Here is a 23,221-nt window from a genome sequence, read left to right on the forward strand (position 1 = left end):
GTTGCGCAGGAGGCGGCCTCGAGCGCGCTTTAAGGGAATTCCCCGATCTCGCCAGAAATCCCGTCCAGCCCCTGTCGCTAGCCGCTCTTGGGCGTACTGAGAAAGAGCTAGGCCGGAAAAGTCGTCCGCTGCCTAGGCGCTAGAGGGACTGTCTTTGAGCCTCGCTTCTCGCGCTTGCAAGAGCCGCTTAATGCGATCCAGAACCACTTCGGGGTGATAAGGCTTTTCCAGGTGCGGACCCTGTTGGCAGAGCAGAGCGGCTTCCTTTGCAATTTGAGAGGGTGACCCCACCAGAACAACGTCGACATCGGGCTTGTTTGCGCGGATCCACTGTCCAAGGGTGAAGCCATTGAACGCCTCAGGGTCCGTCACGTCTACTAACGCCATGTGGAAGGTGAGCCCGGGTTCCTGCACAACCGCATGAGCTTCCTGTTCGTTTGCAGCTTCCACTACCCGATAGCCACATTCGCGCAAGTAGGTCGCGATTGAGTTCCTAACTAGAACGTCGGCATCCACTATTAGAATATAAGGCTGCGTCATTCGTAGTCCTCCACGAGACCTACATATGCTCGGATCTTGGAAATCACGTCTGCAATCCTGTAGGGTGTGGGGATTAACGTTGCGATGTTGACCGCCAACTTGGCGTCCAGATGGCCCGAGGTAAGCAAGATTTTTATGTCAGGACGCACGCGGGTAAGCCATGCTGCTAATTCGAGCCCATCCATGGACCCGGGCATCCGCACGTCAGAAAAAACCAGATCGATGGGATCTTGGCTGAGGACGCAGTCCACCGCCTCGTCCGCATTGGCGGCCTCAATGACATGAAATCCCGCGTCAAGGAGTTCATCAACCAGTAGCATTCTGATGATGACCTCATCTTCAACGACTAGTATCGCAGGACGGGGCTCGGACCGGGATGTTGGATCGCTGATATTGGCCAAGGGCAGCGCTCCAGAAAAGACGGCTACTACACGAAGAGCGGCTCGGGACAGCAGCTGACGTGCCCCTTCACCTCTTCAAGCTCGTAGAGCTGCCATCGGAGAATGGTGATGGTCGCCTGTTCAGGTCCAAAGACGGCGCAGAGCTTCGTGTATACGGWAGCTTTGGCCCTGTGGAGGGAGTCACGAGACGTTTGAGAAGTACAAGAAATGGCAGCTGAATCTTGAGCGAGAGGATGGCCTTCAAGTCGTTTACAAGGCCGAAGGCGCTCCTTCTTGCCAAGGTCTCCCATGGCAAGAAGGTGACTCCACTCTCGGTCAGAGCCCGAACCAGTCCTTCTGCAGGTCGATGGCGCCCTTGAGTTTGATCACGGCCTCCGCCGACTTGTCGTTATCGGTGTTGAGATAGACGTAAGTATCCTTCTTCGTTTTCTCATAGCGCACCTGGCCGGCTTTTGTGAATGCACTCGAGTCGATGAAGGAGAACTTCTGGTTGCCCTGCTTCCTCGCATTGGCGTCGATGGCGCTCAGGTCGATCCTATCTCCGTTGTTGCTGGAAAAGTCGATGATATAGTCGGCCTTCTTTTTGGACGAACTCGTGTCCTTTTCGCCGAAGACAAACACGTCCCTGCCGCTGCGGCCGGTCAGCGTGTCTTGGCCGGCTCCACCGATAAGCCGATCATTGCCGGTTCCGCCATCGATCCTGTCATTGCCAGATCCCCCGTAAATCCTGTCGTTACCGGAGCTGCCATACAGCCTGTCATTGCCGGAGCCACCGTCAATGCGGTCGCTTCCTGATCCCCCGTGAACAAAGTCATGCCCACCGTCGCCATAAAGGAGATCATTGCCGAGGCTCCCGTACAGAACGTCGTTGCCGCTCCCACCCATCATGGTGTCGTTGCCAGAGTCACCGCTGAGGCGATCATTCCCTAGACCACCGATAATGTAGTCATTGCCGGATCCGCCGCTGACACGATCGTTGCCGTCCCCCCCACTCAAGCGGTCATTCCCGCCAAAGCCAAAGATAATATCGGAGCTGAGACTTCCGGAAATCACATTGGCGAGGCTGTTGCCTCGGCCAATGGTTGCACCGTCTTGAAGGACCAGGTTCTCGACATTGTCGGCCAATGCATAATTGACCGACGAATAAACTGTATCCACGCCGTTATTGGCACCTTCGTTCACGACATCGCCGGGATTGTCCACGTAGTAGGCGTCGGCGCCATTGCCACCTGACATTGTGTCGGCACCTGGGCCCCCGACCAGTATGTCATTGTTGTTGCCTCCCACTAAAGTGTCGTCACCCGCACCCCCCCGCACAGTGTCGCCGCCACCAAAGTCGCTGACGAGGACTGTCTGGTCCGAGAACTGGACAGATTCGATATTGGTCAGGATGTCGGTACCGTCAGGACTCAGCAAACGGGTGTCGATGAATTGGATGCTTGTCGGCGAGAGGAAGTTTATCGTGTAGTCCGACCTTCTCCCCGTAAACACCGCGACATCTRTACCGGTGTCCCCATTCAATGAGTCGTTGCCGCCGCCGCCACTCAGAATGTCGTTCCCAATTCCGCCGGAGAGAACGTCGGCGCCGCCGCCGCTCCCCAACAGATCGTCGCCAGCGCCCGTGTCGATAACATCATTGCCGTCACCGGTCGTGATGTGGTCGTTCCCGCTGCCCGTGTAAATCGTGAAATGTTCGGTCGCCTGGAACCCAATCGAATTCCCGGTCAAATCGGCGAACTGGCCGTCATAGCCACCGAGCAGGGTGCCTGCGGTGAAGCCACCGCTCACGGCCGTATTAAAAGCCGAATAGTCGACGATCAGGCGGTCCTCTCCGGCGCCATTGGAAGAAGTGTCCGCGCCGCCCCGGACTGTAACGACGTCGTTGCCGCCACCCACGACGATGGAATCGGCCCCTACATTGCCTGTCGTGACGACATCATTGCCATCCCCAGAGGTGATTGTGTTGGGGCCGTCTCCGCCATCGATGAAATTGCCGCCATCCAGGGCGGTGATGGTGTCGGACCCGCTGCCGCCAATGATTGTGTTCGCACCCTGACCCGCGGTGACCGTGCTCGCACCATCGCCCGTTCGGATGAAGTCATTGCCAGCGCCGGTCGTGATGGTTTCGGCACCCGTGCCGGTCAGGACGGTGAAGTTTTCGAACGTGCCGTCCGTGATCGTGACCAAGCGCGAGCCGCCGGCTTCGGCGAAGTTCGTGGTTGAGTTGCCGGTGATTGCCCCTGTGCCGAGGGTGTAGTCGATCACCAACTGGTCTGTGCCCAATCCTCCGTCTACCGCGTCGGCACCGTCGGTGACGGTAATGACGTTGTTGCCGGCATTGCCGACAATTGTGTTGCCATCGGCGGCATCAAACACATTGATCGGAGCGGAGCCACCCAGGGTGAAGATCGGAACGCCGAGCGCTAGCTGCAACACAATCCCGGTTGAAGTGGATTCGCCCGAGACGGTCATCCCGTTATGTGTAACCGTGGCGGTCTCATTGCTGTAGCCGGCTTCCAGCGAGATCGTGTCTCCCGCGTTGGCGGCGAGCATCGCTGCCGCAATGGTTGGAAACGATGAATTTGGCCCGACCGTCAGTATAGGCATTTGATTCTCCTGGAATCGGTTGACCGCCGAGGGCACGGAGATACAGCGATCTCTACGGACGCCCACAGTCGTTCGCTCGGCCGAGAAGTGTCACGGCCAAGTGCCTTCAAATTTTCCATCGGTTGAAAAGCCAAGGTTAAAGGCAATGAAGCTAATTGGTTCCCTACGCTGTACATTGATACCCAACAGCTGATCAGGCCATTTTCAACCCGAACCGTTCAGAGGCGGCAAAGCGGCCCTGCGGATTCCTGGCCTTCGCCTTTGCCGCAACGTGGCGCGGCAGCCGCTCTTGCCCGAACGAAAGGGGCATTCGGCGATGTCGGGGCGGAAACGGAGAAGTCGGCGCGCCATCGGGAACGAGGCAAGGTAGATGTGGCATTTGAAAAGGCATTGCGAAAGTTCGCCAGCTTGCCGGTTCGACCACTCTCGGATGCTGCGAAGGGGAAGGGGAGACCAATATGAAGCCGGGACGCAATCCGCGACGCGCCTATGAAGCGGATGGGCGCGAGGTCGAGCCGCCCACCGTCGCTAGTGAGATGGCTAAGGGATACCGCACCGTGTCGGCCTTCTGCGAAGCCGCCGGCTGCGGGCGTAACGCGCCGGTTAAACTAGCCGCCTTTCCGCCCTCGCTTCCGATTCCAGACATCGCGCTCCGGCTTCGTTGCACCGCCTGCGGCGACCGCCGGGGCATCAAAATCCACATCAACGTCAACGAGCTTTACGCAAAGTCATGGGGTGGCGAAGGTTATCATGGAATTCGCACGAGCGATCGATAGCTTGGGCTGGGGGGTAAATGGACAGACCGGAAGTGATAGGGGCGCGACTAAGATTGTTGAGACTGGCCCTCGGTTACGAGCAGACAAGGCCGTTCTGCCGGCGGCTGGACATCAGCGATCAGGCTTGGAGCAACTACGAATGCGGCCGTCGCCGCATCTCGCTAGACGAGGCGATAAAAGTGGTCACGAAAACCGGAGTTTCGCTCGATTGGATCTATCGAGGCGTAGAACACACCTTGCCGCTGCACCTCGCTGAGAAGATTAGCGCTTTTGGCGCCAAGGAAAAGCCATTCGGGTGAAGGCTCCGCCCCCTCTGTTCGGGTAGGTTGCACATTATTTCCGAGGAAGTTACGCAATGCTCGGCTGTGAACTACAATCGTCCTCGACTCACCGAATTTGGGACTGCATGGACAAGCCAGAGATAATTGGGGATCGTCTACGGCGCATCCGTTTGGCGCTTGGGCACACCCAGGCAAAGGCTTTTTGCGACTCGATGGGCTTGCTCGATACTGCCTGGAATAACTGGGAACGCGGTCGCCGCATTATCCCCCTCAACGCCGCTCTCAAGGTAGCGGGCAGGACAGGCGCTTCTCTCGATTGGATCTATCGCGGCTTCGACCACACACTCCCCAAGCATGTGGCGGACAAGCTCGACGCCTTTGATGCCGGGACGCGCGGATGAGTTTGCCCCGCCCGATGTATCTCGCGGCCCTCGATGATGAGGAACGACGGTTTCTTCTGTTCTCTCCGGGCATCGGCTGGACGATCGGTTGCTATTTCGATGGCGCCTGGCGGGCGGGATCCGGCGCCAGGCGGGCCGGCGCCCCGCGAACTTTTTCGCGAAAGCAGCGGAAATTAAAACAAGAGGGGCGCATCGGATGGGCGGGGGGAGGGCCATTTCTGCAGCGCCCCCGCCCCGTGTCGGCGGCGCGAGAAATTGCCAACGCGCTCGATGGGCGAGATGATCGCCGCCTACGCTCGGGAGGGCTTATGACAGCAAATCTGGAAGACGACGATATCCTTGATGTCTTGCTGGACGTGCGCCACAGCGGCGGCACGGCCACCATCGCCGAATTCAACCACCATTACGGCGAAAAGGCGGGATTGCTGCGGTGGATCCTGATCCCGCGCTACGTGATCGAGCGCGACGGCTTTGTGGTTCTCACCAAGGAGGGCGAAGCGTGCGCCGATGGGCGCCCCTTGCTGCGCTGGCCGATCAATCTTGAGCCTGACGGGTCGGTCGTCGCCCAGGACGGCGAAGTGTTGGGAACGTGGGAAGGCGACGAGAATGACTTTCCGAGCTTTACCTCCGCATGCGGGACCGTGCGGTTTTTTGATCCCTTCACCAAGTTTCTCTGCGAAAAGATCGAGAAGTGGCGGAATGAGCGCGCAGCATGACTTCGAGCCCGGCTCCGCGTTGACGGTCGTCACCCGTTCGGGTGATGCAATAGCGACCCATGGGTCGCATTCGGGGTGATGGTCGCGCGCGCCGCGGTGATTCGGAGAAGCCCCTTTATGGAATGACCCAGTATTCTGTACCCTGCTGCCTTGCCGCCGGCCAAAGAATCCTGACTCGGACCATTGCAGCGGGTCCATACGAAACTCGCGCGGAACGGGTTCGCTGCGCCCTCACGAATGGGGTCGTGCCGATGTCATCGGTCCAGAGTGATCGCGCAAGCTCCCAAAGCGTTCTATCAGGCGTCAGCGCCATTTGGCGGCGGTCCACCGTCCCGAACAGGCGATCCTCCCAGTGAGGGTCCAGTGGCCGGAGCCCGATTCCCCCGCGAGATTCCCTGTCACATCAACCTTGGCCCCACCACGGCGTTGGAGGCTGCCAAGCACGCGGCCGCTGGGCTCAAGCCCGCCGGTGACATCGGCCCTCGTCCGCCCGGAGGCATTGCGAGCCACTCCATTCTCAATCAAGACCGCATAAACATGCTTTCGACGACAAGCGCCCTTCTCTGGGATGGTCGACACGGTCCAGCGCCCGTCGAACTGCGACTGCGCCATGCCCGTGGTGCTGACCGGGATGAATGGCGCGGCAAGTAAAAGGCTGAGCAGCAGTCGGTTCATGGCGGGGTCTCCCTTTGGCGTTTCAGACAAGGTCGATGCGCGATGCGGCTGTCGTAGCCGCGATCCCATAGCCGCTTACTTCGGGCGACTGACGGGGCTGAGACAAGAGCGACAGTAGGATCTGGCTCAGGATGCAGCCGGATCGTGCCCTCGCGGCATCTGCCACGTCCTCGATGGCAGCGGCACCCCCCCTCCGCTATGAAACATTCCTTACGCGAGGGCTCGGTAGACCGAGGCACGGCCAATCCCGAGGCGCTTGGCAATCTCGGATGGCCCCACACCTTCCGCATGAAGGGTCCGTACCCGGTCGGTGTCGATGCTCGGTTTCCTGCCCTTGTAGACCCCTTGGGCTTTGGCCTTGGCGATCCCCTCCATCTGCCGCTCCCGACGAAGGTTCGTCTCGAACTCGGCAAAGACTCCCAGCATGTCGAGAAACGCTTTCCCGGCTGCCGTACTTGTGTCGATTGGTTGTTCCGTCGCCTTCAGGTGAGCGCCCTTGGCCTTCACTTCCCGCACCACGTCTTGCAGATCGGCCACCGAACGGGCCAGGCGATCAATGCGCGTGACCACGAGCGTGTCGCCCTTCCGGAGGAAGGCGAGGAGGGTGTCCAATTCGGCACGTCCGGTTCGTGAAGTCCCGCTGCGTTTCTCTGCTCGGATCGGCTCGCAGCCTGCTGCCTTTAACGCCTCGAGCTGCGTCGTCAGATCCTGGTCGTTCGTCGAGACACGCGCATAGCCGAACTTGGTAATCTTCCGCCCCCAATGCCTCAATAGCTTCTAGACCCTTTCTTCATGGCGTTTCAGAATACGATTGTCAATCCTATTGAGACGCGTTTTCCGTCTCATCAACATGTCTCTGAGGGGTATACCCATGCGGGACTTTGCAGGCATGGGTGGGCTAGGTCGCGGTAGTCGACAACACCATGATCAGTCGGCTTCTCTCGGGTTGCATGCCACGACATTCTTTTAGCTGTATACTTGGGCATGATGCTCACGTTGGGCTCCAGAAYACGGGAGATGGCCCATGCGCCTCAACCTGGTTCTCTGGCACCGTGGAGATGATCACAGGCAGCCTACCCTCAATATGAAGGTTCTCGCTTGCCTTATCGCGCTCGGCTCTCCCGCGTTGGCTGTTGCCCAAACCGGAGCAAAACTCCCCAAAATTGGGTTGCTGACCTGGGGTGCCTGCGAGATGCCCGACCTGATCGCTGCTCTGAGGAATCTGGGCCGCGTCCCAGGTGAGAACATTACGTTTGAATGCCGTTCTGCGGGGAAACGCTATGAGGGCTATGTATCGGCAAGCGCTGAACTGGTGCGACTTCCAGTCGATGTGATCGTCTCGGAGTCCGAACCAGCCAGTCACTTGGCAAGGTCGGTGACCACGACCATTCCAATTGTCTCGATCCTGAGCGGTGACCCGGTCCGCTCCGGGCTCGCCCAGAGTCTCTCCAAGCCGGGCGGCAACCTGACGGGCCTAACCTATTACGCGACCGAGCTGACCCCCAAGCGCCTCGAATTGCTGAAGGAGTTGATTCCGGGCATCTCGTCAATTGGTGTGTTGGCGAACCCGCTCGTATCCTATCTTCCCTTCGAGGAGGATACGAGGCGGACCGCGATAGCCCTCGGCCTTGCGCTGGTTGTGAAGCAGGTTCGACAGCCGAACGAGTTGGACGACGCCCTGCGTCAGATGAAGGCGGAGGGGGCACAGGCCGTCTTTGTGCTGCCTGACATGATGTTCGCGTCTGAGGCGAAGCGCATTGCTGATCTAGCGTTGGCTGAGCGTTTGCCCGTGATGGCCTGGGGCACCTGGTTCACAGACCTGGGAGGTCTCATGGCCTACTCGGCAGAATACAGGAGCCTCGTGCGCCGCCTTGCCGTCTACGTGGACCAGATCCTGAAGGGGGCCAAACCGGGCGATCTGCCAATCGAACAGGCATCTCGTCTCGAGTTGTCTCTCAATCTGCGCACGGCCCGCACCCTCGGGGTGACAATCCCGCCCGAGTTCCTACTCCGTGCCGACAAAGTGATCGAATGACGGATCAGCCTTGAAGAGGTTCAACAGCGGCGTAGAAGTTCTTACAGCTGGTTCCAAAAAGAGGCTTCCGCGAATTACGCGATGGATTGCTACTGGCCATGCGGCGGCAGGATCGCGCACTTCGTGACATACGGCACGACCTCATAGGTGTCGATTTCAAAACCTGACCCGCACCAGTGTCCGCCACCCGTGTCTCCCCTGTCTCCCGAAAGCCAGAGATATTGGATCTTCTCGTTTGGCACGTTGATCCAGCGCCCATCGACGAACATCCTCACCCCACTTGGGGTCACTTGGTAGGGCGCGGGTTGGCAATCCATACTGTTGCAGCAGTTCCGGCCCTGCCTGTCCTTGAGCGCCGAGTAGATATCGTGGGCCATGGTTTGCAGCGGCAGGCTGACGATGAGAACGGTGGAAATAACGGCAGATCTTAAAGACATACGCCCCTCCCTTACGGGTGGCCTAGTCCCTCAGGTGCGGCTCGGGGCCCAGTGTCGGATCCCCGAGGGGGAGCGAGAAAGGCAAGGGCAACAGCAGGCGTGAGAATACGCCTATTCCGCTAGCCCTGCAATTTGGCAGTTCAATAATACAGTTCCGCGAAATGAGCAGCCGGTGATTGGTGCCTTGACCTGCATTAGAGTAAAATGGTGATCCGCAACACGCGGGAGGCTCCCATGCGACAGGTTCTACTTGGTTTGCTTGGAGTTTTGGCAGTGGGTGCTGCCCAAGCCGAGACCTACAGCTTCTCCTCGGTGATGAACGGTTTGTGGGCCGAGCAGACGATCATCAACTGTACTGGGCCGCAGACCAACGGCGGCGAGCGTGTGCCTCAAGGCTGCACGTTAAGTGAACGGGCTATTGCGTACCCGAGCCATGATCGCCATACGACCGGCGTCGCCTGTGCGGCTGGGCATCCCATTGTGTTTCATCCCAACGGCACGCTGGCCGCGTGTACGCTGGATGCGGAGCAGCCGGTTCCTACTACGGGTTTTAATATCCCGGTATCGCTAGGGACCTGCAAGGGACTTGTGCGCTTCGACAAGGACGGTCGCGCGGATTGTTAATCGTCGCAGTTACGGGCACCAGACGTTGGATACAATCCACTAGTACCGCTCAAAAGGACTGGAGCTAATGGCGCCGCAGAGGCTACGGACTCTTCACCGGTCCCTTTATGATGGGTTCTGTCACCAGAAATCCTTGTGGTCGTTTACGATCTCTTTTTCGAGTTCAGGGAATGGGCCACGGATCGCTACATGGCGCCGTCCGGCGGCGAACACCTGGTGACAGCTCAGATCGAGGGTCAGATTCTCCGGGTTGTCTCCGGTCAGCTCGGCCAACCGCCTTTCGCTGAGTCCGTAGACCACGGTGCCGATGCCAGCCCAGTAACAGGCCCCGGCGCACATGCAGCACGGCTCGACCGAGGTCACCAGCGTGCATCGCTCCAGAAAGGTCGGGTCGTATTGCTGCGCTGCCGCGCGGGCCACGTTTGCCTCTGCGTGGCCAACGCCGCGATCCCGCGCGTAGGTGTTGCCCGAGGAAAGGAGCACGTCGCCCCCCGGCCCGACTAGGAGCGCCCCGAAGGGATGATTGCCACTGGCGCGGCTCTCGGTGGCGATCTCCACGGCGAGACGTAGATATTCGGTATCGCTCCTCATGACCGCCTCCTTTATGCGGCAGCATAGGGTCGAGTTCCCTCGATCTCTTTCATGCGCTCAATCGTCGACTCGGATCCAGCTTGGAAGTCACAAAAATGCATTATCATTGCATTTCATCGATTGTCATTATCAAACACAATTCAGTAACTTAGCCGTGATATCTCCACCCCGACAATTCCCTCAAAATCACTCCAAAACGCGCCCGATCTGGGAATCTCGCGCCCGAATAGCGCCCGAGAATACGGTGGGGAACGGCCAAGTCAGCATTGTCCCGGGCCCTGCCTATTGGCAGTGTCAAGGAAAGAAAACTGCGCTCGCTGATTTGGAGATGTTTCGCTTGTCCGACGATTTCGAGTACGACGTTGCCTTCAGCTTTAACGCCCTCGATGAAGGCATCGCCACCCAATTGAACGACCTACTGGCCCCTCGCTTGAAGACCTTTCTCTATAGCGAGCGCCAGCGAGAGATCGCTGGCACGGACGGCCAGGAAAGCTTCAGCGCAGTCTATGGAAAGAAAGCGCGCTTAGTGGTGATCCTGTTTCGCCCAGAGTGGGGAGAGACGCCCTGGACCCGAGTTGAGCAAGACGCGATCAAGAACCGGTCGCTGAACGATGGGTGGGATTTCACAACATTCGTACCAACCGTCGCAAAACCAGAGATGCCCCCATGGCTACCAAAGACACGGCTCTACGTCGGGTTGGAGAGGTGGGGGATCCAAGGTGCTGCTGCGGCAATTGAGGCGCGAGCCACCGAGCGCGGTGCTGACCCCAGACATGAGAGCGTGATCGATCGCGCAGATCGCTTTGCCCGCGCCGCAGACCTGAAAGAGAAGCAGACCCAGTTTGACTGCAGCGAAGGCGGCGTCAAAGCAGCGATGCTGTCGTTCGCAAAGTTCAGCGAAAATCTCGAAGCGGCGGCCCACGACATATCAGCCCGGGGTGTTTCAATTAGGTTCCAGCAGTCTCAACAGTACCGCATCTTGTCTGGGCTATCGCCCTGCTCTGCCATCTGCGAGTTCGCTCCGATCTATGCAAACAGACTTGAGAACGTTTACCTAAAAATCGACATTCATAAGGGTTTTCCGCGATTGCCTGGGTTTACGTCTTTTGGGGAGTCACGAAAGCTAAAGACACTGCGTTACGCCTACAGACTCGTCCAGCATGGCCGCCAAGCCTGGGTCGCGGTCGACGAAAACGGGCGAGAATTCACAGCCCAACAACTCGCCGAGCACGCCCTTCGTGTCTACATGGATACAGCGGAGCGGACCAAACCATAGGTTGGTCAGGACGGGTCAGGCGTACTTTCCCGGAACTTTGCCAACTCTTTCTCGGCACGCTCCCTCTCCTCATCCGTCCTAGCCTCGTCCACATGCGACTGCAGGATGCGGCGCATCTTGTCGGCGCCCGGCTCCTCCTGGTCGGAGCCGGCTTCGCGCATCGATTTGAAGAATAGGATCACCATGACCCTATTCAGCGGTGACAACATCACGGCTTCGATGAAAGCGCGAGCCGCTTCAGCATTGATGGCATTTCCGTAGGCGCGCAGGCGTCCCACTCGGGCGGGAGCCCCATGAGCCAGCGGGAATGTGCCGGATTTAACTGGCCGCCACTTTCCATCCCGGCAGTGCAGCCAGTCAGCATCTCGCCAGAAGCCGTTAGTCGGGCCGGTTGTTCGAGCTGCAGATACTTCGCCATCACTTGCAGCGACGTGATGGCTGTGCGGTTGCTGTTCGTGCCATCCCTTTGGCCCATGCGTTTTTCATCGCAAGGTGTGCTTCCGGCGTCTTGTTGTCGTCGTTGGCCACTGGTGTCGGCCAAACAGACACGAGAGTTACTGCATCCTGCAAGTTGACTGCGTGCCCCCCAGCCTTCCGCTTCATTGGGTCTTGCCCCTTCCCGCGCAGGCTGTTTGGACTGCCCGCTGTGGGCGTCGGCCACCCAGTGGAGTCTGTTTCGGATATGCGGAGCACCGACGCCCGCAGCTGTGCTGTCTTGCGGCAAAGGACAATGCCAGGAATCGCATGGCGGCTTCGCCGCGCTTGAACGGTTCGGCTTGGAAATCCCTTGTTTTCTATGCTCGAGAGGCCGATCGTCCGGCACGCTCAAAGTGCCCCACCATGAGACTACAGCCCAGCCGCAGCTGGAGCAGCGAATGTGCAAGCCCTGCTGCCCTTGCCGTTTGGGTTCGCCCACCGTCGGCATGAATCGCTCCATGCCAGAACCAAGCAAGAACATATGTTGGGCGGGAGTTACAGCCACAAGGCGCTCGCACGGTGTGGATTGCGGGGAAAATGCCAAGGGACCGCACGGGAACCGCCACCATTCCCGTTTGTTTGTCTGAGCGGCTCGTTCTCTCTAACGACGAAGCACGCAAGCGCCCTGGCTGGTTTCGGTGACAATCCAGCGGGGCGCGACCTTGGAACATTCAAACATTTATAGAGGTTGATTTGCGCGGGTCCTTCCCCCCGGCGGGGCAAACCGGCCTGTGCCCCCCACGGCTGGGAGGTGGTGTGCTCCTTGATCCGCCACCTCGCCTCCGAGGGCAGCTTAACCCGCCATTAGCCTTCCCGCACGCCCTTGAAGGATGGATGTCGAAGGTTGCCGTCCAGAGTCCGGCCTCGGTATTTCACCTCAACGCGCATTTCCGGCTTGGTCCAGACAACACCCTTGTCCTTCAGGCCCCCAATTGGTGGCTTGCTGATGACGAGGCGATCGAGCTGCCGCTTCATCTCTCGCGCGCTGGCGACGGTGAACCCGGTTCCGACACCCCCGGCAGGGTAAAGCACCCCGTCCCGCTCCTCGGCCAGGCGAATGCTGCCGAGGCCGCCGTCTGTGGTCTCGTAGCCGACGACGACAAAGGTCATAGAGAACGCATTTGGTTTTGCGCCACTCGTCGCGACGACTCGAGCGATAAGGGGCGTCTCGACGCTTCGACACAATTCCCTCAAGTCCGTGCCGGCAGGCATGCGCCCACTCCGCGGGCCACGATCCGGAGCGCACCATCTGGCAACGGCCGCTGCAAGGCAAGCGCCTCGTCTGCCGGCGCTCTCAACCAAATGTCGTGCTCTTCCTCCGTCGTCAGGATGACCGGCATGGCCTTGGGATGATCGCTCCCGCTTCCGCGTTCGGCTCGGTCGTCACGAACCCGTAGAGGTCGCAACTGACCTCCCCCTCCTTCACCTTTCGCACGCACGTTCAGTCCGTCCGGATACCGGCAAAGCAGGCCAATGGCCGCTCCTCATCCAAGGCAAACCAGATATCGCCACCAGCGCCCGCGTTGAACTCGGGAAAGCTCGTCAACGGAACGAGGCAGCGGTTTTCTAGATTGAGCCAACGCCGCCAATGCTGGCTTTAACATTGCGAATGTCGGTCGTGCCCTTGTCCGGCTCCATCCTGAGCAGCTCCTTGAATTCGACCGCTTGGCCATTGGCCTCAAGCTTCTGAGCCCACCTGCGCCTTGAGGAGGGCTTTTTGAGATGACGGCATGCCCCAGCGCATCATGGTGAGCTCGCGGCCATCCTCGCGGCTGCGAACGACAGGAGCCAAATAGTCGGGAAAAAATGCCGGGCAGTAGCATTGCCGGTGGCGTCTCGTGAGACGCGGAACAGATCCCGAATGGCCTGCTGGCCCTTGGTGACGGAGTAGCGGTTGCACATTTTGCAGCCTAACAGATCGGTTTGCCTGCAAAAAGTCCGCCTCTTTCGCGCCTGAAAGGATCGGATGGAGGGACGAGGATGAGGACTTGCCTCTTGGGCTCTGAATGGAAGGTTAAGAAGCGTTCGGAAAACAATGAAGGTGAAAGCATCTCCCAAGCGTGCGGAGCGCCTGTCTCGCCACCAATCGATCGTGAGATGCCTACTGGCGGCACGTCAATGACTGTCCCTTCTTGCCATAATCGGAGGAGTGCAAGACTCGGCTTGCGGAAAGCCCTACTTCGAATTTGACGGCAGGCGATGGAGACGTGAGGTGGATCCAATGCGCTCGAGCTCGGGCAAAACGGTAACGTCCCGGAGCCCCTCCTATGTTGCAGAGGATGGCGAGAAGGCAGGGCCACCGAGCCCCGAAGAACCGCCGCAACAATTCCGACCGTAATTGGGGCCTTTGAAAAGCAGTCTGTCCTTATGCGGCGCCACTCGAGAGTTGGCACTGGCCCTTTGCATGAAATTCAATAGCAGACATCGCGTCCTGAAGAGATGGGTATGGCGATGGCCTTATTCCAAGCAGCGCGGAGTTTGGGGCCGGGAAAATGGTGTAGGTTCCGGCGTCTGGTTGCTTGATCTCTCCGAGGAGCCTTCCGAGCCGGTCGTTCAACAGCCATGTACTGTTCCCTTTGAGAGTTACGACCACGTCCATAAAAAGACCTCCAGCTGGCCTACCCATTCTCCACGAAGATGGGCAGGCGACGGCTAAATCATTGGTCACAGTCGCGGCGGGCAATTGCTTGAGCTCTTACCTATCGGATATCGAGTCCGAGGTGCGTCTCTTTGCGGTCGCTTTACCTGAGGCAGTCAAGATGGCCTTGAGAAGTTCGATCGAATAAGCCCCAACCTTCGACGCACTGGATTTCCAAACCGCTGGATCTGGATCGTGTCAAGAACTCGCACCCTCTCAGCAGAGGCGGTACGGTGGTCACCGTGCACCCGCATTCCGCAACTGCCGAAAGCGGAGCCGGTTCAAGCTATTGAAAAACAAAATGGAAAATGGTGCCGCAAGAGGGATTCGAACCCCCGACCCCCTCATTACGAATGAGGTGCTCTACCAGCTGAGCTATTGCGGCGTCGCGCTCGTGTCAGAGCGGAGCGCGACCTCATAGCCGCAAGGATGGCGATTGGCAAGGGACCCACCCGGTCGTTCAGCGCCCTTCTATCCGAAAATGCCGCGTCGCGCCGTCGGTTCCGGGCTGAGGCCGGGATCATCCGGCGGGGTGGCCGGGAAGACGACCGCTTCCGGCTTCGGCCTGGCGGCCTCGGGCGTCGCAATCGGCTCCTCGACGTGCTCCGGCGGCTTTTCGGCGATGACGGGCTCCGGCAGCGCGACCGGTTCCTCCGGCTCTGCGACAGGAAGCGCCCGCCGGTGATCGTCGAGATCGGCCGTCACATCGTCGCTCATCGTGAGTTCCGGCGCCACGAGAACGTCCGGCGGCGATTGCCAGACGAAGGCGTCGAGACGGCCCGTAACCGGGGAGATCGGCGACCATTGGTCCGTCACCACCCCGTCGGCGATCCAGGCGGGATCGCGCGGTGCGCGGGTGGCACGGGCGAGCCATTCGCGGCCCCGGCCGGTGGCGCCATGCTCAGCCTGTTCGAGATCCGACATGAGGAGGCAGACCCGCATGGAGGGGCGTTCCGCCAGAAGCGGCTCCAGGGCATCCCGCGCGCGGTCGAATTCCCGCGCCTCGAGAGCCGCCCGGGCGACGGCCAGCCGCCCTTCGGCGGCGCCCTGCGAGAGGCGGGACAGGGTTTCGGCCCGCTTGAGGCGGTCGAGCGCGGAATCGCCCTGACGAAGATTGAGATAGACCTCCGCGAGATCCGGATGCGGTTGAAGCCGCCACGCGGCTTCGATGATTTTGGCTGCGCGACGAAGATCGCCCTTCCGCGACAGCAGCCGCCCTGCAAGCGCCGCCGCGGGCTCGAGCCCCGGCGCGAGCTTGACCGCATCCTGCGCGATCGCCAGCGCGCGATCGGAATCGTGCTCGGCGCGGTCCAGTGCGTCGGCGGTCATCAGCACCGCCCGATGGCGCCGTGCCGTGGCCTTGTCGACGAGGCCCAGCGAGGCGCGGCGCTCGACGGCATCGAGCGCTCCGCGCCAATCCCGGTCGGCGCACCGGGCCTCGAGCACCGCGTCGCTCGCCCAGGTGGCGGCAGGCGCGATGCGGATGGCTTCGCCGGCATATTCGCGGGCTGCGTCCCCGTCGCCGCGACGGCGCGCCTCGACGAAGAGGCCGCGAAGGCCGAGCACCCGCGTCTCGTCCTCGTCCATCATTTCGGTGAAGGCCGCCTCGGCGGCGATCCGGTTGCCGGAGACCTGAGCGGCCTGCGCCTTGAGCAACAGGGTCAGGGCCTCGCGACCGAGGAGCCGCTCGGCTTCGCTCGCATAGCGCCGCGCCGCGATGGGGTCGCCGGCGCCGACCGCCACCATGCCGCGCGAGACCGCCTGGTAGCCCCGGGCGCGTCGTCGGGCGCGGGACGCGAAGGTCAGCCGCGCGGGCAGTCGCAGCAGGGTCGAGATGGCGGCCCAGAGAAGCGCCAGCGCCAGCGCGATCGCCACCAGCGCGATCGCCGCGACCGCCACCGAGGTCTGAAGCTCATAGCCGCCGAACGTCACCAGAACGGTGCCGGGGCGATCCGCGAGCCAGACTGCGCCAAACGCCGCGACACAGAGTAGACCGATGAAGACGAGAGCACGCCACATGCTGRCTTTGTCCTTTTGAGAGATCGCCCGGAAAATGCCCCCGCGGGGGCTCTCCGACATCAAGATCAGTTAGCAGATCGCCGGCAGCTTTCGCACCGCCCTCGACCTCGTCCTCAAGGCGACGGCCGCGCCAGCGCCGCGATCGCATCGTTGGCGACCGCCTGCGCGCCCGCATCGGCGGCGGCCCGTGCTTTTGCGCGCGCAGCCCATTCGTCGGAAAGACGGCGGGCCGGCTCGGGCAATGTTTCCCRGGCGGCCACCGCCTCCTGGGCATTGCCCCGTTCGAGCGCCTGTTCGATTCGGGCAACGAGGCTGGTGACATCGGAGGAGCCGGCCTCGTCCACGGGCCGAATGGTCACGACCTTGTCGGCCATGCGCAAAAGCCGGTCAGTGAAGCTGCCCGCGACCGCCCGATCGTCACGCAGGATCGCCGCGCTCAATGGCTCGAAACTTTTCGCGAGGGCGCCTGTGGTGGGGGCGCCCTTCTCGGCGAAAGGCTCGAGGGCGGAAAGCCGCGCCGCGTCCGTCCCGTTGGCCCGCAACGCACTGAGCGTCCCGGCATAGGGCGTGCCGAGCCGGAGGGCGTCGGCGACCCGTTGCGCCAGCACAATCCGGACCGTCGCCCTGGTGGCCTCGCCCGGGCCTTGCGAGAGCCGCTTCGAGAGATCCTCCACCTGAGTGGCCAGGGCCGAACGGGCCTCCGTGGCGGCCTGCTGGTTGGACTGGAGCTGGCCCTCGATGGCCGAGAGGCGCTGGGTGAGATCCGCGATGGCCGCCTCATCCCTGGAATCAGGGACCGGCACCGGTCGGTTGAGCGCCTGCTCGGCGGCCGCCTGCGCGGCGGCGACGCGCTGGTCGCCGGCGGTCCGAGCGGCTTCGAGAGCCTGAATCCGCGTCTGCATGGCCTGCACGGCATTTGCCGGCGCGCTGTTCTGCGGAAGCGATGCGACCCGCTGCTCCAGCGCCGCGATTCGAGGGTCGAGAGACGGCGGGCGAAGATCCTGCAGGGCAAAAAGCAGGCCCGCGCCCACCACTCCGCCCAGCAAGGCGGCGGCCAACATCGGCAAGAAGAGGCTCGGGCGACGCGGCGCGTCCGGAGTTCCCGGCCCGGGCCCGGACATCCCGAGGGGTTCGGCGTCCGAATCGTCGGGAGGGAGCGGCGGAGCGTCACCGACCGTGGGCTCGACTGGCGTGGCCGGGTCGACCGGCGCCGCCATCTCGATCGCCACCGCTTCCCTGATCAGTTCGTCGTCGCTCGAGGCAGGCTGCGGCGGCGGTTCCGGGCTCGTTTCCGTCACGACCGTCGACGGCAGATCGATGGTTGCCGGCTCACGGCGCGGCTTCCTGCGCGGGCTTTTGGGGGCGGACGGATTGGATTGATCTGTCACGGGACACTCTTCAGTCAAAAGGGAGCAAGCTTGAGCGCAGTGTTTCGTTCCCCGTTTTAACCCCGGATTGCCAAAGAAGCGACCGACGCGTCAAAAATCGAGGAGCCGAAGCAACGCCGTCTCGTCCGGGGACATGGCGATGCGGACCGCCACCCCCCTTCTGCGCAACGGTTCTGCCACGTCGTCGGAGAGGCAGAGATGCGGGAAGGCGCCCAGGGTCGCGGCGAGGCCCGCCCCTTCGGCCAGACCGAGAAACAGCTCGGCGCTCCGGCGCGAATAGTGCAAGGCGGCGCCGATTCGGCCCTCCGCAAGGGCGTCCCGCGCCGTCTCGGGCAGGGTCTCGGCCGCGGCCGCCTCGTAGGCTTCCCACAAGGTGACGCTGAAGCCTGCCGCGCGCAGCGAGACGGCCGGCTCGTCCTTGTGATGCCTCGCCGTCACGTGGAGAAGAGACGCCGGGGACGGGAGTTCGCGACGAATCAGCGCCGCGAGCGAGATCGCGTCGCCGTCCGCAACGCGGATACGGGCGAAGCCGAGGTCGTGCAATTCATCCGCCGTCCGAGGACCGACCGCGAAGACGGGGATGTCCCGCCCCCGCCATGTGGCGAGCGCCTCGGATGCGTGGAGGCTGGTGACGATCAACGCATCCCACTTCCCCGTGGGGCACGGATCTCCGGTGGTGACGATTCGAATGACCGGGGCCACGACGGCGCCGTGTCCCAGTTTCCGCAACCGGGCGGCCGTTTGCTCGGCATCCGCCTGCGCCCGCGTGACGAGAACCTGCATCAGGGAGCCAGAAAGCCGTCGGGCATGCGAGACAGCAGGTCGAGCCCCGCCTCGCGACCGATCGCGGCCGCATCCGCAACGGCGCCCCGCCGCCTCACCTCGATGGCCTCGGCTCCATTCGGCCGGAGAACGAGGCCTCGAATTTCGATGTCGTCGCCCATAAGCTGCGCGTGCCCCGCGATGGGCGTGCGGCAGGACCCGTCGAGCACGGTCAGAAAGGCCCGCTCGGCCGTGACCGCATGCCCCGTCGCCTCGTCGAGAACGGGCTGGAGATGTCGGCGCGTGGCCTCGTCGTCCGTCCGGATCGTGATGGCGATGGCGCCCTGGCCGACGGCGGGCAGGAAGTCCTCGGTCTCGAGAATCGTCGTCACGTGGTCCGTGAGACCGAGCCGCCGCAACCCCGCCATCGCCAGGAGCGTGGCATGGACCTCGCCCCGTTCGAGCTTCGCGAGCCTCGTCTGGACGTTCCCGCGAAGGAGCGTGACCTGCAGGTCGGGCCGCACGCGCCGGATCTGCGCCTGCCGGCGCAACGATGCGGAGCCGACGATTCCGCCCTCGGGCAGTTCCCGGATGCCGGTGTAGTCGCGGCTGATGAAGGCGTCCCGCACATCCTCGCGCGGGAGGTAACCCGCGATCACGATGCCGTCCGGAAGGGCGGTCGGCAAATCCTTGGCGGAATGCACGCCGATATCGATGGAACGATCGAGAAGCGCGATGTCGAGCTCCTTGGTGAACAGCCCCTTGCCGCCCGCCTCCGAGAGGGYGCGATCCTGGATCGTGTCGCCGGTCGTCTTGATCGGCAGCAGCGGCAGGCGCGCAGCCTCCCAGCCATGGGCGATCATCAGGCGGCTTTGGGTTTCGTGCGCCTGGGCAAGGGCGAGCGGGCTTCCCCGCGTGCCGATGACCAGGGTGGATGGATCGGGCATTCCGGGCGTGTCCTCCGATGAAAAGCGGGATCGGCGTTTGATCTCCGTGCGCGCGGCGGACTATAGGGGGAGGAGACGCGGGCCGTGAAGCCCGAAAGATCAGCTTGCAAGGACGCCAAAAGCCACATGCGTATTCTCGGGATCGAGACGACCTGCGATGAGACCGCCGCCGCCGTGGTGTCGAGCGGCTTCGATGGACGGGGCGAGATCCTGTCCAACGAGGTGCTGAGCCAGATCGCCGAGCATGCCCGCTATGGCGGCGTGGTGCCGGAAATCGCCGCGCGCGCCCATGTGGAGGTGATCGACCGCCTGATTGCCCGGGCGTTGCGCAACGCGGATTGCACCGTCAAGGAGCTCGACGGAATCGCGGTCGCGGCCGGCCCTGGCCTGATCGGCGGCGTCCTCGTCGGGCTCACCACCGCGAAGGCGATCTCGCTCGTCACCCGCAAGCCGCTGATGGCCGTCAACCACCTCGAGGCCCATGCGCTCACCGCGCGCCTGACCGACGGAATCGGCTTTCCCTATCTGCTGCTCCTCGCCTCGGGCGGCCACACGCAGCTCGTCGCGGTGCGCGGCGTCGGCGATTACGTGCGCATCGGCACCACCATCGACGACGCCATCGGGGAGGCCTTTGACAAGGTGGCGAAGCTCCTGGGCCTGCCCTATCCGGGAGGTCCGCATGTGGAAATCGAGGCCCGGAAGGGCAATCCCGAACGGTTCAACCTGCCCCGCCCGCTGATGGGTCGGCCGGAGCCGAATTTTTCCTTGTCCGGGCTCAAGACCGCCTTGCGGCTGGAGGCGGAGAAGATCGCGCCGCTGACCCAAAGCGACATTGCCGACCTCTGCGCCAGCTTCCAGGCCGCTGTGGTGGACATGGTCATCGACCGCACCCGTGTGGGCCTGCGGGCCTTTCGCGAGATCGCGGGCGATCCGAAGGCCATCGTGGTGGCGGGCGGCGTCGCGGCCAACCAGGCCATGCGCGACGCGCTCCAGCGGATGGCGGTCGAGACCGGCCTGCGCATGGTGGCGCCGCCGCTCGCCCTGTGCGGCGACAACGGCGCGATGATCGCGTGGGCGGGGCTCGAACGACTGCGCCTTGGGCTGGTCGACGATATTTCGGCCCCCGCGCGGGCGCGGTGGCCCCTCGATTCCACCCGCGACGAGGCTGGAGCCAAGGCCTGATGGCCGCGCCCATCGGCATCGCCGGAGCGGGCGCGTGGGGAACAGCCCTCGCCAACGCGGTCGCGGCGGCCGGTCACGACGTGATCCTGTGGATGCGCTCGCCCGAACAGGCCAACGCGATCGCGCAATCGCGCACCAACGAGCGCTTTCTGCCGGGCATCCGGCTCCACGACGGCATCCGTCCCACCGCCGACGCGGCGTTGCTGGCCAAGTGCTCGGCGGTTCTGCTCGTGACGCCGGCCCAGTCCACGCGGGCCATGACGGGGATGCTTGTGGGGATCCTGCCTCCCGCAACCCCGCTGGTGCTTTGCGCCAAGGGCATCGAACAGGGCACCCATGCTTTTCTGAGCGACATCGTCGAGGCCATGCGTCCCGGCGCACCGGTCGCCGTCCTGTCCGGCCCGAGTTTCGCCCACGACGTGGCGCGCGGATTGCCGACGGCGGTCACGCTGGCCTGCCGCGACGGCGCGCTCGCGGGCCGTCTTGCGGCTGAACTTTCGGGTGCGACCTTCCGGGTCTATCACGGCACCGACATCCGCGGAGTCGAGATCGGCGGCGCGGCCAAGAACGTGCTGGCGATCGCCTGCGGTGCCGTGGCCGGGCGCAGTCTCGGAGAGAGCGCCAAGGCCGCGCTGATCGCGCGGGGCTTCGCCGAATTGCTACGCTTTGCCAAGGCCTATGGAGGCCAGTCCAGGACGCTGATGGGCCTTTCGGGCCTGGGCGACCTCGTGCTCACCTGCGCGACGCAGCAATCCCGCAATTTCGCGTTCGGCCACCGCCTCGGGCAAGGCATGAACCCGCAGGAGGCCGCCGCCGGCAAGCTGGTGGAGGGCGTCGCCACCGCGCACGCGCTGATCACCCTCGCCCGTGAGCGTAACGTGGAGATGCCCGTCGCCGAGGCCGTGGACCGGATTCTGACCGGCCTGTCGACCATCGATGCCGCAATCGATTCCCTCATGAACCGTCCCGTCAAATCCGAGCAGTGAGAAGAGCCATGGCCCATTGGCTGTACAAATCCGAACCCGCCACATGGTCGTGGGACGATCAGGTCAAGGCAGGCGTGAAGGGCACGTTCTGGAGCGGCGTGCGCAACCATTCGGCCAAGCTCAACATGATGGCCATGAAGAAGGGCGACCGCGGGTTCTTCTACCATTCCAACGAAGGCAAGGCGATCGTCGGCGTCGTCGAGGTGATCCGCGAATACTACCCCGATCACACCGACCCGACGCGTAAATTCGGCATGGTGGACATCAAGGCCGTCAAACCCCTCAAGCGCCCGGTGACGCTGGAGGATATCAAGGTCGAGCCCGGCCTCGAAGACATGATCCTCGTGAACAATTCGCGCCTCTCGGTCCAGCCGGTGACGGACGCGGAATGGGCGATCATCTGCAAGATGGGCGGGGTTTAGGAGGAAGGCGCGACGAAGCGGTAATGGCCTGTCACAGGAAAAGCAAAGAGCCCGTCTTCTTCCCGCGCGCCTCTGCCGATGTTGTGAATGACAAGCGGCCTTGCCCCATCGGCGCTGCGTCGATCCGAGACGATGGCTACTGGGACCAGAGCAGGCAGTAACGCTGTCAGCCATGACCGATAGGCTTTCAGGGACATGCGGAGCTTTTCATCATGTTGTTGCAGCCGGGTTGGGCGCTTGTCAGTCTAAGGACGAGAAGCGCGCTTTGTGTTTTGCGAATGAAGCCGAGCGCGCCAAAAGTCGAGAAGTGGGCCGAGGACGGCACCTACAGCCAGGCCATTAAGCCCGGTTTTTAAAGACCCCCAATGGCATTTGCCCTCAAGGCAGAGACGGCGCGAGAGATGGAGCCAGACGAGAAACTCCTCGCTGAAAAACGCGATAAAAGCTCCGGCGATGCCGCCGACGGTGAAGCCGAGGACCGCGTGAGTGAGAAACCGCGCCGCACGGCGCCGGCTCTGTGAATTACGGTAGCGTACCACGCGCACCACTGTAACAGAGTTTCTAATATTGCCAACTTGAGCAGTCCGACTGCAGCCTCAGAGTGCCCGCGACCAAAGTCCGAGCCGCCCGCCCTTGCCCACGGCCTCGCTCTTTCCGTAAAGCTAGGGCAATCTTGAGTCACAAGGTCTGGGAGATGCGCCATGGACGAGAAGATCTACGACGTTACGGCCGATTGGAGCCGCCGCGCTTATCTCGATCAGGCGGGATATGAGGCCAAATACGAGGCCTCGATCCGGAATCCCGACGCTTTCTGGGCCGAGGAGGCGCGACGCATCCATTGGTTCAGGCAGCCGACCCGGATCAAGAACACCAATTTCGGCCCCGGCGAGGTCTCGATCCGCTGGTTCGAGGACGGCGTCACCAACGTGGCGTATAATTGCATCGACCGGCATCTCGACACCCGGGGCGATCAGGTCGCCATCATCTGGGAAGGCGACGACCCGTCGGAATCAAAAAAGATCACCTATCGCGAATTGCAC

At 62.3% G+C, this 23,221-nt stretch carries 26 protein-coding genes, 1 tRNA gene and 1 pseudogene; 12 read left to right on the forward strand and 16 right to left on the reverse strand.

Annotated features, from left to right (window positions below):
* Positions 1 to 132 precede the first annotated feature (132 nt).
* From AC1DVM_RS10925 to AC1DVM_RS10935, 3 genes are all read right to left on the reverse strand, one after another.
* Entirely contained in the window at positions 133 to 540 is a 408-nt protein-coding gene (locus AC1DVM_RS10925) for a response regulator (RefSeq protein ID WP_477254457.1), read from the reverse strand.
* A complete protein-coding gene (locus tag AC1DVM_RS10930) occupies positions 537 to 941 on the reverse strand; it encodes a response regulator (protein WP_477254459.1) in 405 nt (134 codons plus the stop codon). The genes AC1DVM_RS10925 and AC1DVM_RS10930 overlap by 4 nt, the downstream gene beginning before the upstream one ends.
* Positions 942 to 1,256: 315 nt before the next feature.
* A complete protein-coding gene (locus AC1DVM_RS10935; protein WP_477254461.1) occupies positions 1,257 to 3,548 on the reverse strand; it encodes a hypothetical protein in 2,292 nt (763 codons plus the stop codon).
* A 458-nt stretch (positions 3,549 to 4,006) separates the two neighbouring features.
* Between AC1DVM_RS10935 and AC1DVM_RS10940 the strand changes: the two genes are divergently transcribed.
* The 4 genes from AC1DVM_RS10940 (at position 4,007) to AC1DVM_RS10955 (ending at position 5,722) form a co-directional block, all read left to right on the forward strand.
* Positions 4,007 to 4,324, forward strand: coding sequence for a hypothetical protein (locus AC1DVM_RS10940; RefSeq protein WP_477254463.1), 318 nt, complete (start codon positions 4,007 to 4,009; stop codon positions 4,322 to 4,324).
* A 17-nt stretch (positions 4,325 to 4,341) separates the two neighbouring features.
* The gene (locus tag AC1DVM_RS10945; protein ID WP_477254464.1) at positions 4,342 to 4,623 is read left to right on the forward strand and encodes a helix-turn-helix domain-containing protein; all 282 of its coding nucleotides are present in this window, start codon (positions 4,342 to 4,344) and stop codon (positions 4,621 to 4,623) included.
* A gap of 107 nt (positions 4,624 to 4,730) precedes the next feature.
* Entirely contained in the window at positions 4,731 to 5,006 is a 276-nt protein-coding gene (locus AC1DVM_RS10950) for a helix-turn-helix domain-containing protein (protein ID WP_477254465.1), read from the forward strand.
* 308 nt (positions 5,007 to 5,314) lie between these two features.
* A complete protein-coding gene (locus AC1DVM_RS10955) occupies positions 5,315 to 5,722 on the forward strand; it encodes a hypothetical protein (protein ID WP_477254466.1) in 408 nt (135 codons plus the stop codon).
* 303 nt (positions 5,723 to 6,025) lie between these two features.
* Here the strand turns inward: AC1DVM_RS10955 and AC1DVM_RS10960 are convergent, their stop codons facing one another.
* Positions 6,026 to 6,397 (reverse strand): hypothetical protein, encoded by a 372-nt coding sequence (locus AC1DVM_RS10960; RefSeq protein WP_477254467.1) that lies wholly within the window; start codon positions 6,395 to 6,397, stop codon positions 6,026 to 6,028.
* A gap of 210 nt (positions 6,398 to 6,607) precedes the next feature.
* Positions 6,608 to 7,147: a recombinase family protein gene (locus AC1DVM_RS10965; protein ID WP_477254484.1), complete on the reverse strand. Its 540-nt coding sequence runs from the start codon at positions 7,145 to 7,147 to the stop codon at positions 6,608 to 6,610.
* Between the two features lie 274 nt (positions 7,148 to 7,421).
* On the opposite strand from AC1DVM_RS10965, the gene AC1DVM_RS10970 reads away from it, so the two are divergent.
* Entirely contained in the window at positions 7,422 to 8,432 is a 1,011-nt protein-coding gene (locus AC1DVM_RS10970) for an ABC transporter substrate-binding protein (protein ID WP_477254468.1), read from the forward strand.
* 89 nt (positions 8,433 to 8,521) lie between these two features.
* Here the strand turns inward: AC1DVM_RS10970 and AC1DVM_RS10975 are convergent, their stop codons facing one another.
* The gene (locus AC1DVM_RS10975) at positions 8,522 to 8,869 is read right to left on the reverse strand and encodes a hypothetical protein (protein ID WP_477254469.1); all 348 of its coding nucleotides are present in this window, start codon (positions 8,867 to 8,869) and stop codon (positions 8,522 to 8,524) included.
* A gap of 234 nt (positions 8,870 to 9,103) precedes the next feature.
* Between AC1DVM_RS10975 and AC1DVM_RS10980 the strand changes: the two genes are divergently transcribed.
* Positions 9,104 to 9,493 (forward strand): hypothetical protein, encoded by a 390-nt coding sequence (locus AC1DVM_RS10980; protein ID WP_477254470.1) that lies wholly within the window; start codon positions 9,104 to 9,106, stop codon positions 9,491 to 9,493.
* A gap of 120 nt (positions 9,494 to 9,613) precedes the next feature.
* On the opposite strand, the gene AC1DVM_RS10985 is transcribed toward AC1DVM_RS10980, so the two are convergent.
* Positions 9,614 to 10,084, reverse strand: a complete 471-nt coding sequence (locus tag AC1DVM_RS10985) for a nucleoside deaminase (RefSeq protein WP_477254471.1) — start codon at positions 10,082 to 10,084, stop codon at positions 9,614 to 9,616.
* 337 nt (positions 10,085 to 10,421) lie between these two features.
* Between AC1DVM_RS10985 and AC1DVM_RS10990 the strand changes: the two genes are divergently transcribed.
* Positions 10,422 to 11,360 carry a hypothetical protein gene (locus AC1DVM_RS10990; RefSeq protein WP_477254472.1) on the forward strand — a complete coding sequence of 313 codons (939 nt, stop codon included), beginning with the start codon at positions 10,422 to 10,424 and terminating at the stop codon, positions 11,358 to 11,360.
* A gap of 5 nt (positions 11,361 to 11,365) precedes the next feature.
* Here AC1DVM_RS10990 and AC1DVM_RS10995 read toward each other — a convergent pair whose 3' ends face one another.
* The 8 genes and pseudogenes from AC1DVM_RS10995 to hemC form a co-directional block, all read right to left on the reverse strand.
* The gene (locus AC1DVM_RS10995) at positions 11,366 to 11,638 is read right to left on the reverse strand and encodes a hypothetical protein (protein ID WP_477254473.1); all 273 of its coding nucleotides are present in this window, start codon (positions 11,636 to 11,638) and stop codon (positions 11,366 to 11,368) included.
* Positions 11,639 to 12,641: 1,003 nt separating this feature from the next.
* Positions 12,642 to 12,947 (reverse strand): ATP dependent DNA ligase, encoded by a 306-nt coding sequence (locus tag AC1DVM_RS11000; RefSeq protein ID WP_477254474.1) that lies wholly within the window; start codon positions 12,945 to 12,947, stop codon positions 12,642 to 12,644.
* A gap of 80 nt (positions 12,948 to 13,027) precedes the next feature.
* Positions 13,028 to 13,739 (reverse strand): annotated as a pseudogene (locus tag AC1DVM_RS11005) (SOS response-associated peptidase family protein).
* A 1,045-nt stretch (positions 13,740 to 14,784) separates the two neighbouring features.
* Positions 14,785 to 14,860 (reverse strand) — tRNA-Thr (locus AC1DVM_RS11010).
* An 86-nt stretch (positions 14,861 to 14,946) separates the two neighbouring features.
* Entirely contained in the window at positions 14,947 to 16,494 is a 1,548-nt protein-coding gene (locus AC1DVM_RS11015) for a heme biosynthesis HemY N-terminal domain-containing protein (RefSeq protein ID WP_477254475.1), read from the reverse strand.
* A 113-nt stretch (positions 16,495 to 16,607) separates the two neighbouring features.
* The gene (locus AC1DVM_RS11020) at positions 16,608 to 17,882 is read right to left on the reverse strand and encodes a COG4223 family protein (RefSeq protein WP_477254476.1); all 1,275 of its coding nucleotides are present in this window, start codon (positions 17,880 to 17,882) and stop codon (positions 16,608 to 16,610) included.
* A 90-nt stretch (positions 17,883 to 17,972) separates the two neighbouring features.
* Positions 17,973 to 18,665, reverse strand: coding sequence for a uroporphyrinogen-III synthase (locus AC1DVM_RS11025; protein ID WP_477254477.1), 693 nt, complete (start codon positions 18,663 to 18,665; stop codon positions 17,973 to 17,975).
* Complete coding sequence (gene hemC / locus AC1DVM_RS11030; RefSeq protein ID WP_477254478.1) at positions 18,665 to 19,591, reverse strand: hydroxymethylbilane synthase; 927 nt, start codon at positions 19,589 to 19,591, stop codon at positions 18,665 to 18,667. The genes AC1DVM_RS11025 and hemC overlap by 1 nt, the downstream gene beginning before the upstream one ends.
* 126 nt (positions 19,592 to 19,717) lie before the next feature.
* Here hemC and tsaD point away from each other — a divergent pair, with 126 nt between their 5' ends.
* The 3 genes from tsaD to AC1DVM_RS11045 are packed head-to-tail and all read left to right on the forward strand — an operon-like array spanning position 19,718 to position 22,181.
* Complete coding sequence (gene tsaD / locus AC1DVM_RS11035) at positions 19,718 to 20,773, forward strand: tRNA (adenosine(37)-N6)-threonylcarbamoyltransferase complex transferase subunit TsaD (protein ID WP_477254485.1); 1,056 nt, start codon at positions 19,718 to 19,720, stop codon at positions 20,771 to 20,773.
* Positions 20,773 to 21,759: an NAD(P)H-dependent glycerol-3-phosphate dehydrogenase gene (locus tag AC1DVM_RS11040; RefSeq protein WP_477254479.1), complete on the forward strand. Its 987-nt coding sequence runs from the start codon at positions 20,773 to 20,775 to the stop codon at positions 21,757 to 21,759. Before tsaD ends, AC1DVM_RS11040 begins: the two co-directional genes overlap by 1 nt.
* An 8-nt stretch (positions 21,760 to 21,767) precedes the next feature.
* The gene (locus AC1DVM_RS11045; RefSeq protein WP_477254480.1) at positions 21,768 to 22,181 is read left to right on the forward strand and encodes an EVE domain-containing protein; all 414 of its coding nucleotides are present in this window, start codon (positions 21,768 to 21,770) and stop codon (positions 22,179 to 22,181) included.
* Here the strand turns inward: AC1DVM_RS11045 and AC1DVM_RS11050 are convergent.
* The gene (locus tag AC1DVM_RS11050) at positions 22,178 to 22,378 is read right to left on the reverse strand and encodes a DUF1287 domain-containing protein (RefSeq protein ID WP_477254481.1); all 201 of its coding nucleotides are present in this window, start codon (positions 22,376 to 22,378) and stop codon (positions 22,178 to 22,180) included. The genes AC1DVM_RS11045 and AC1DVM_RS11050 overlap by 4 nt on opposite strands.
* A gap of 168 nt (positions 22,379 to 22,546) precedes the next feature.
* Between AC1DVM_RS11050 and AC1DVM_RS11055 the strand changes: the two genes are divergently transcribed.
* Both AC1DVM_RS11055 and AC1DVM_RS11060 read left to right on the forward strand, forming a co-directional pair.
* Positions 22,547 to 22,702, forward strand: coding sequence for a hypothetical protein (locus AC1DVM_RS11055; protein ID WP_477254482.1), 156 nt, complete (start codon positions 22,547 to 22,549; stop codon positions 22,700 to 22,702).
* 180 nt (positions 22,703 to 22,882) lie between these two features.
* The coding region (locus AC1DVM_RS11060; RefSeq protein WP_477254483.1) for an acetyl-coenzyme A synthetase N-terminal domain-containing protein at positions 22,883 to 23,221 on the forward strand (339 nt) is incomplete at its 3' end.

The organism is Microvirga sp. P4_A5 (assembly GCF_056402495.1).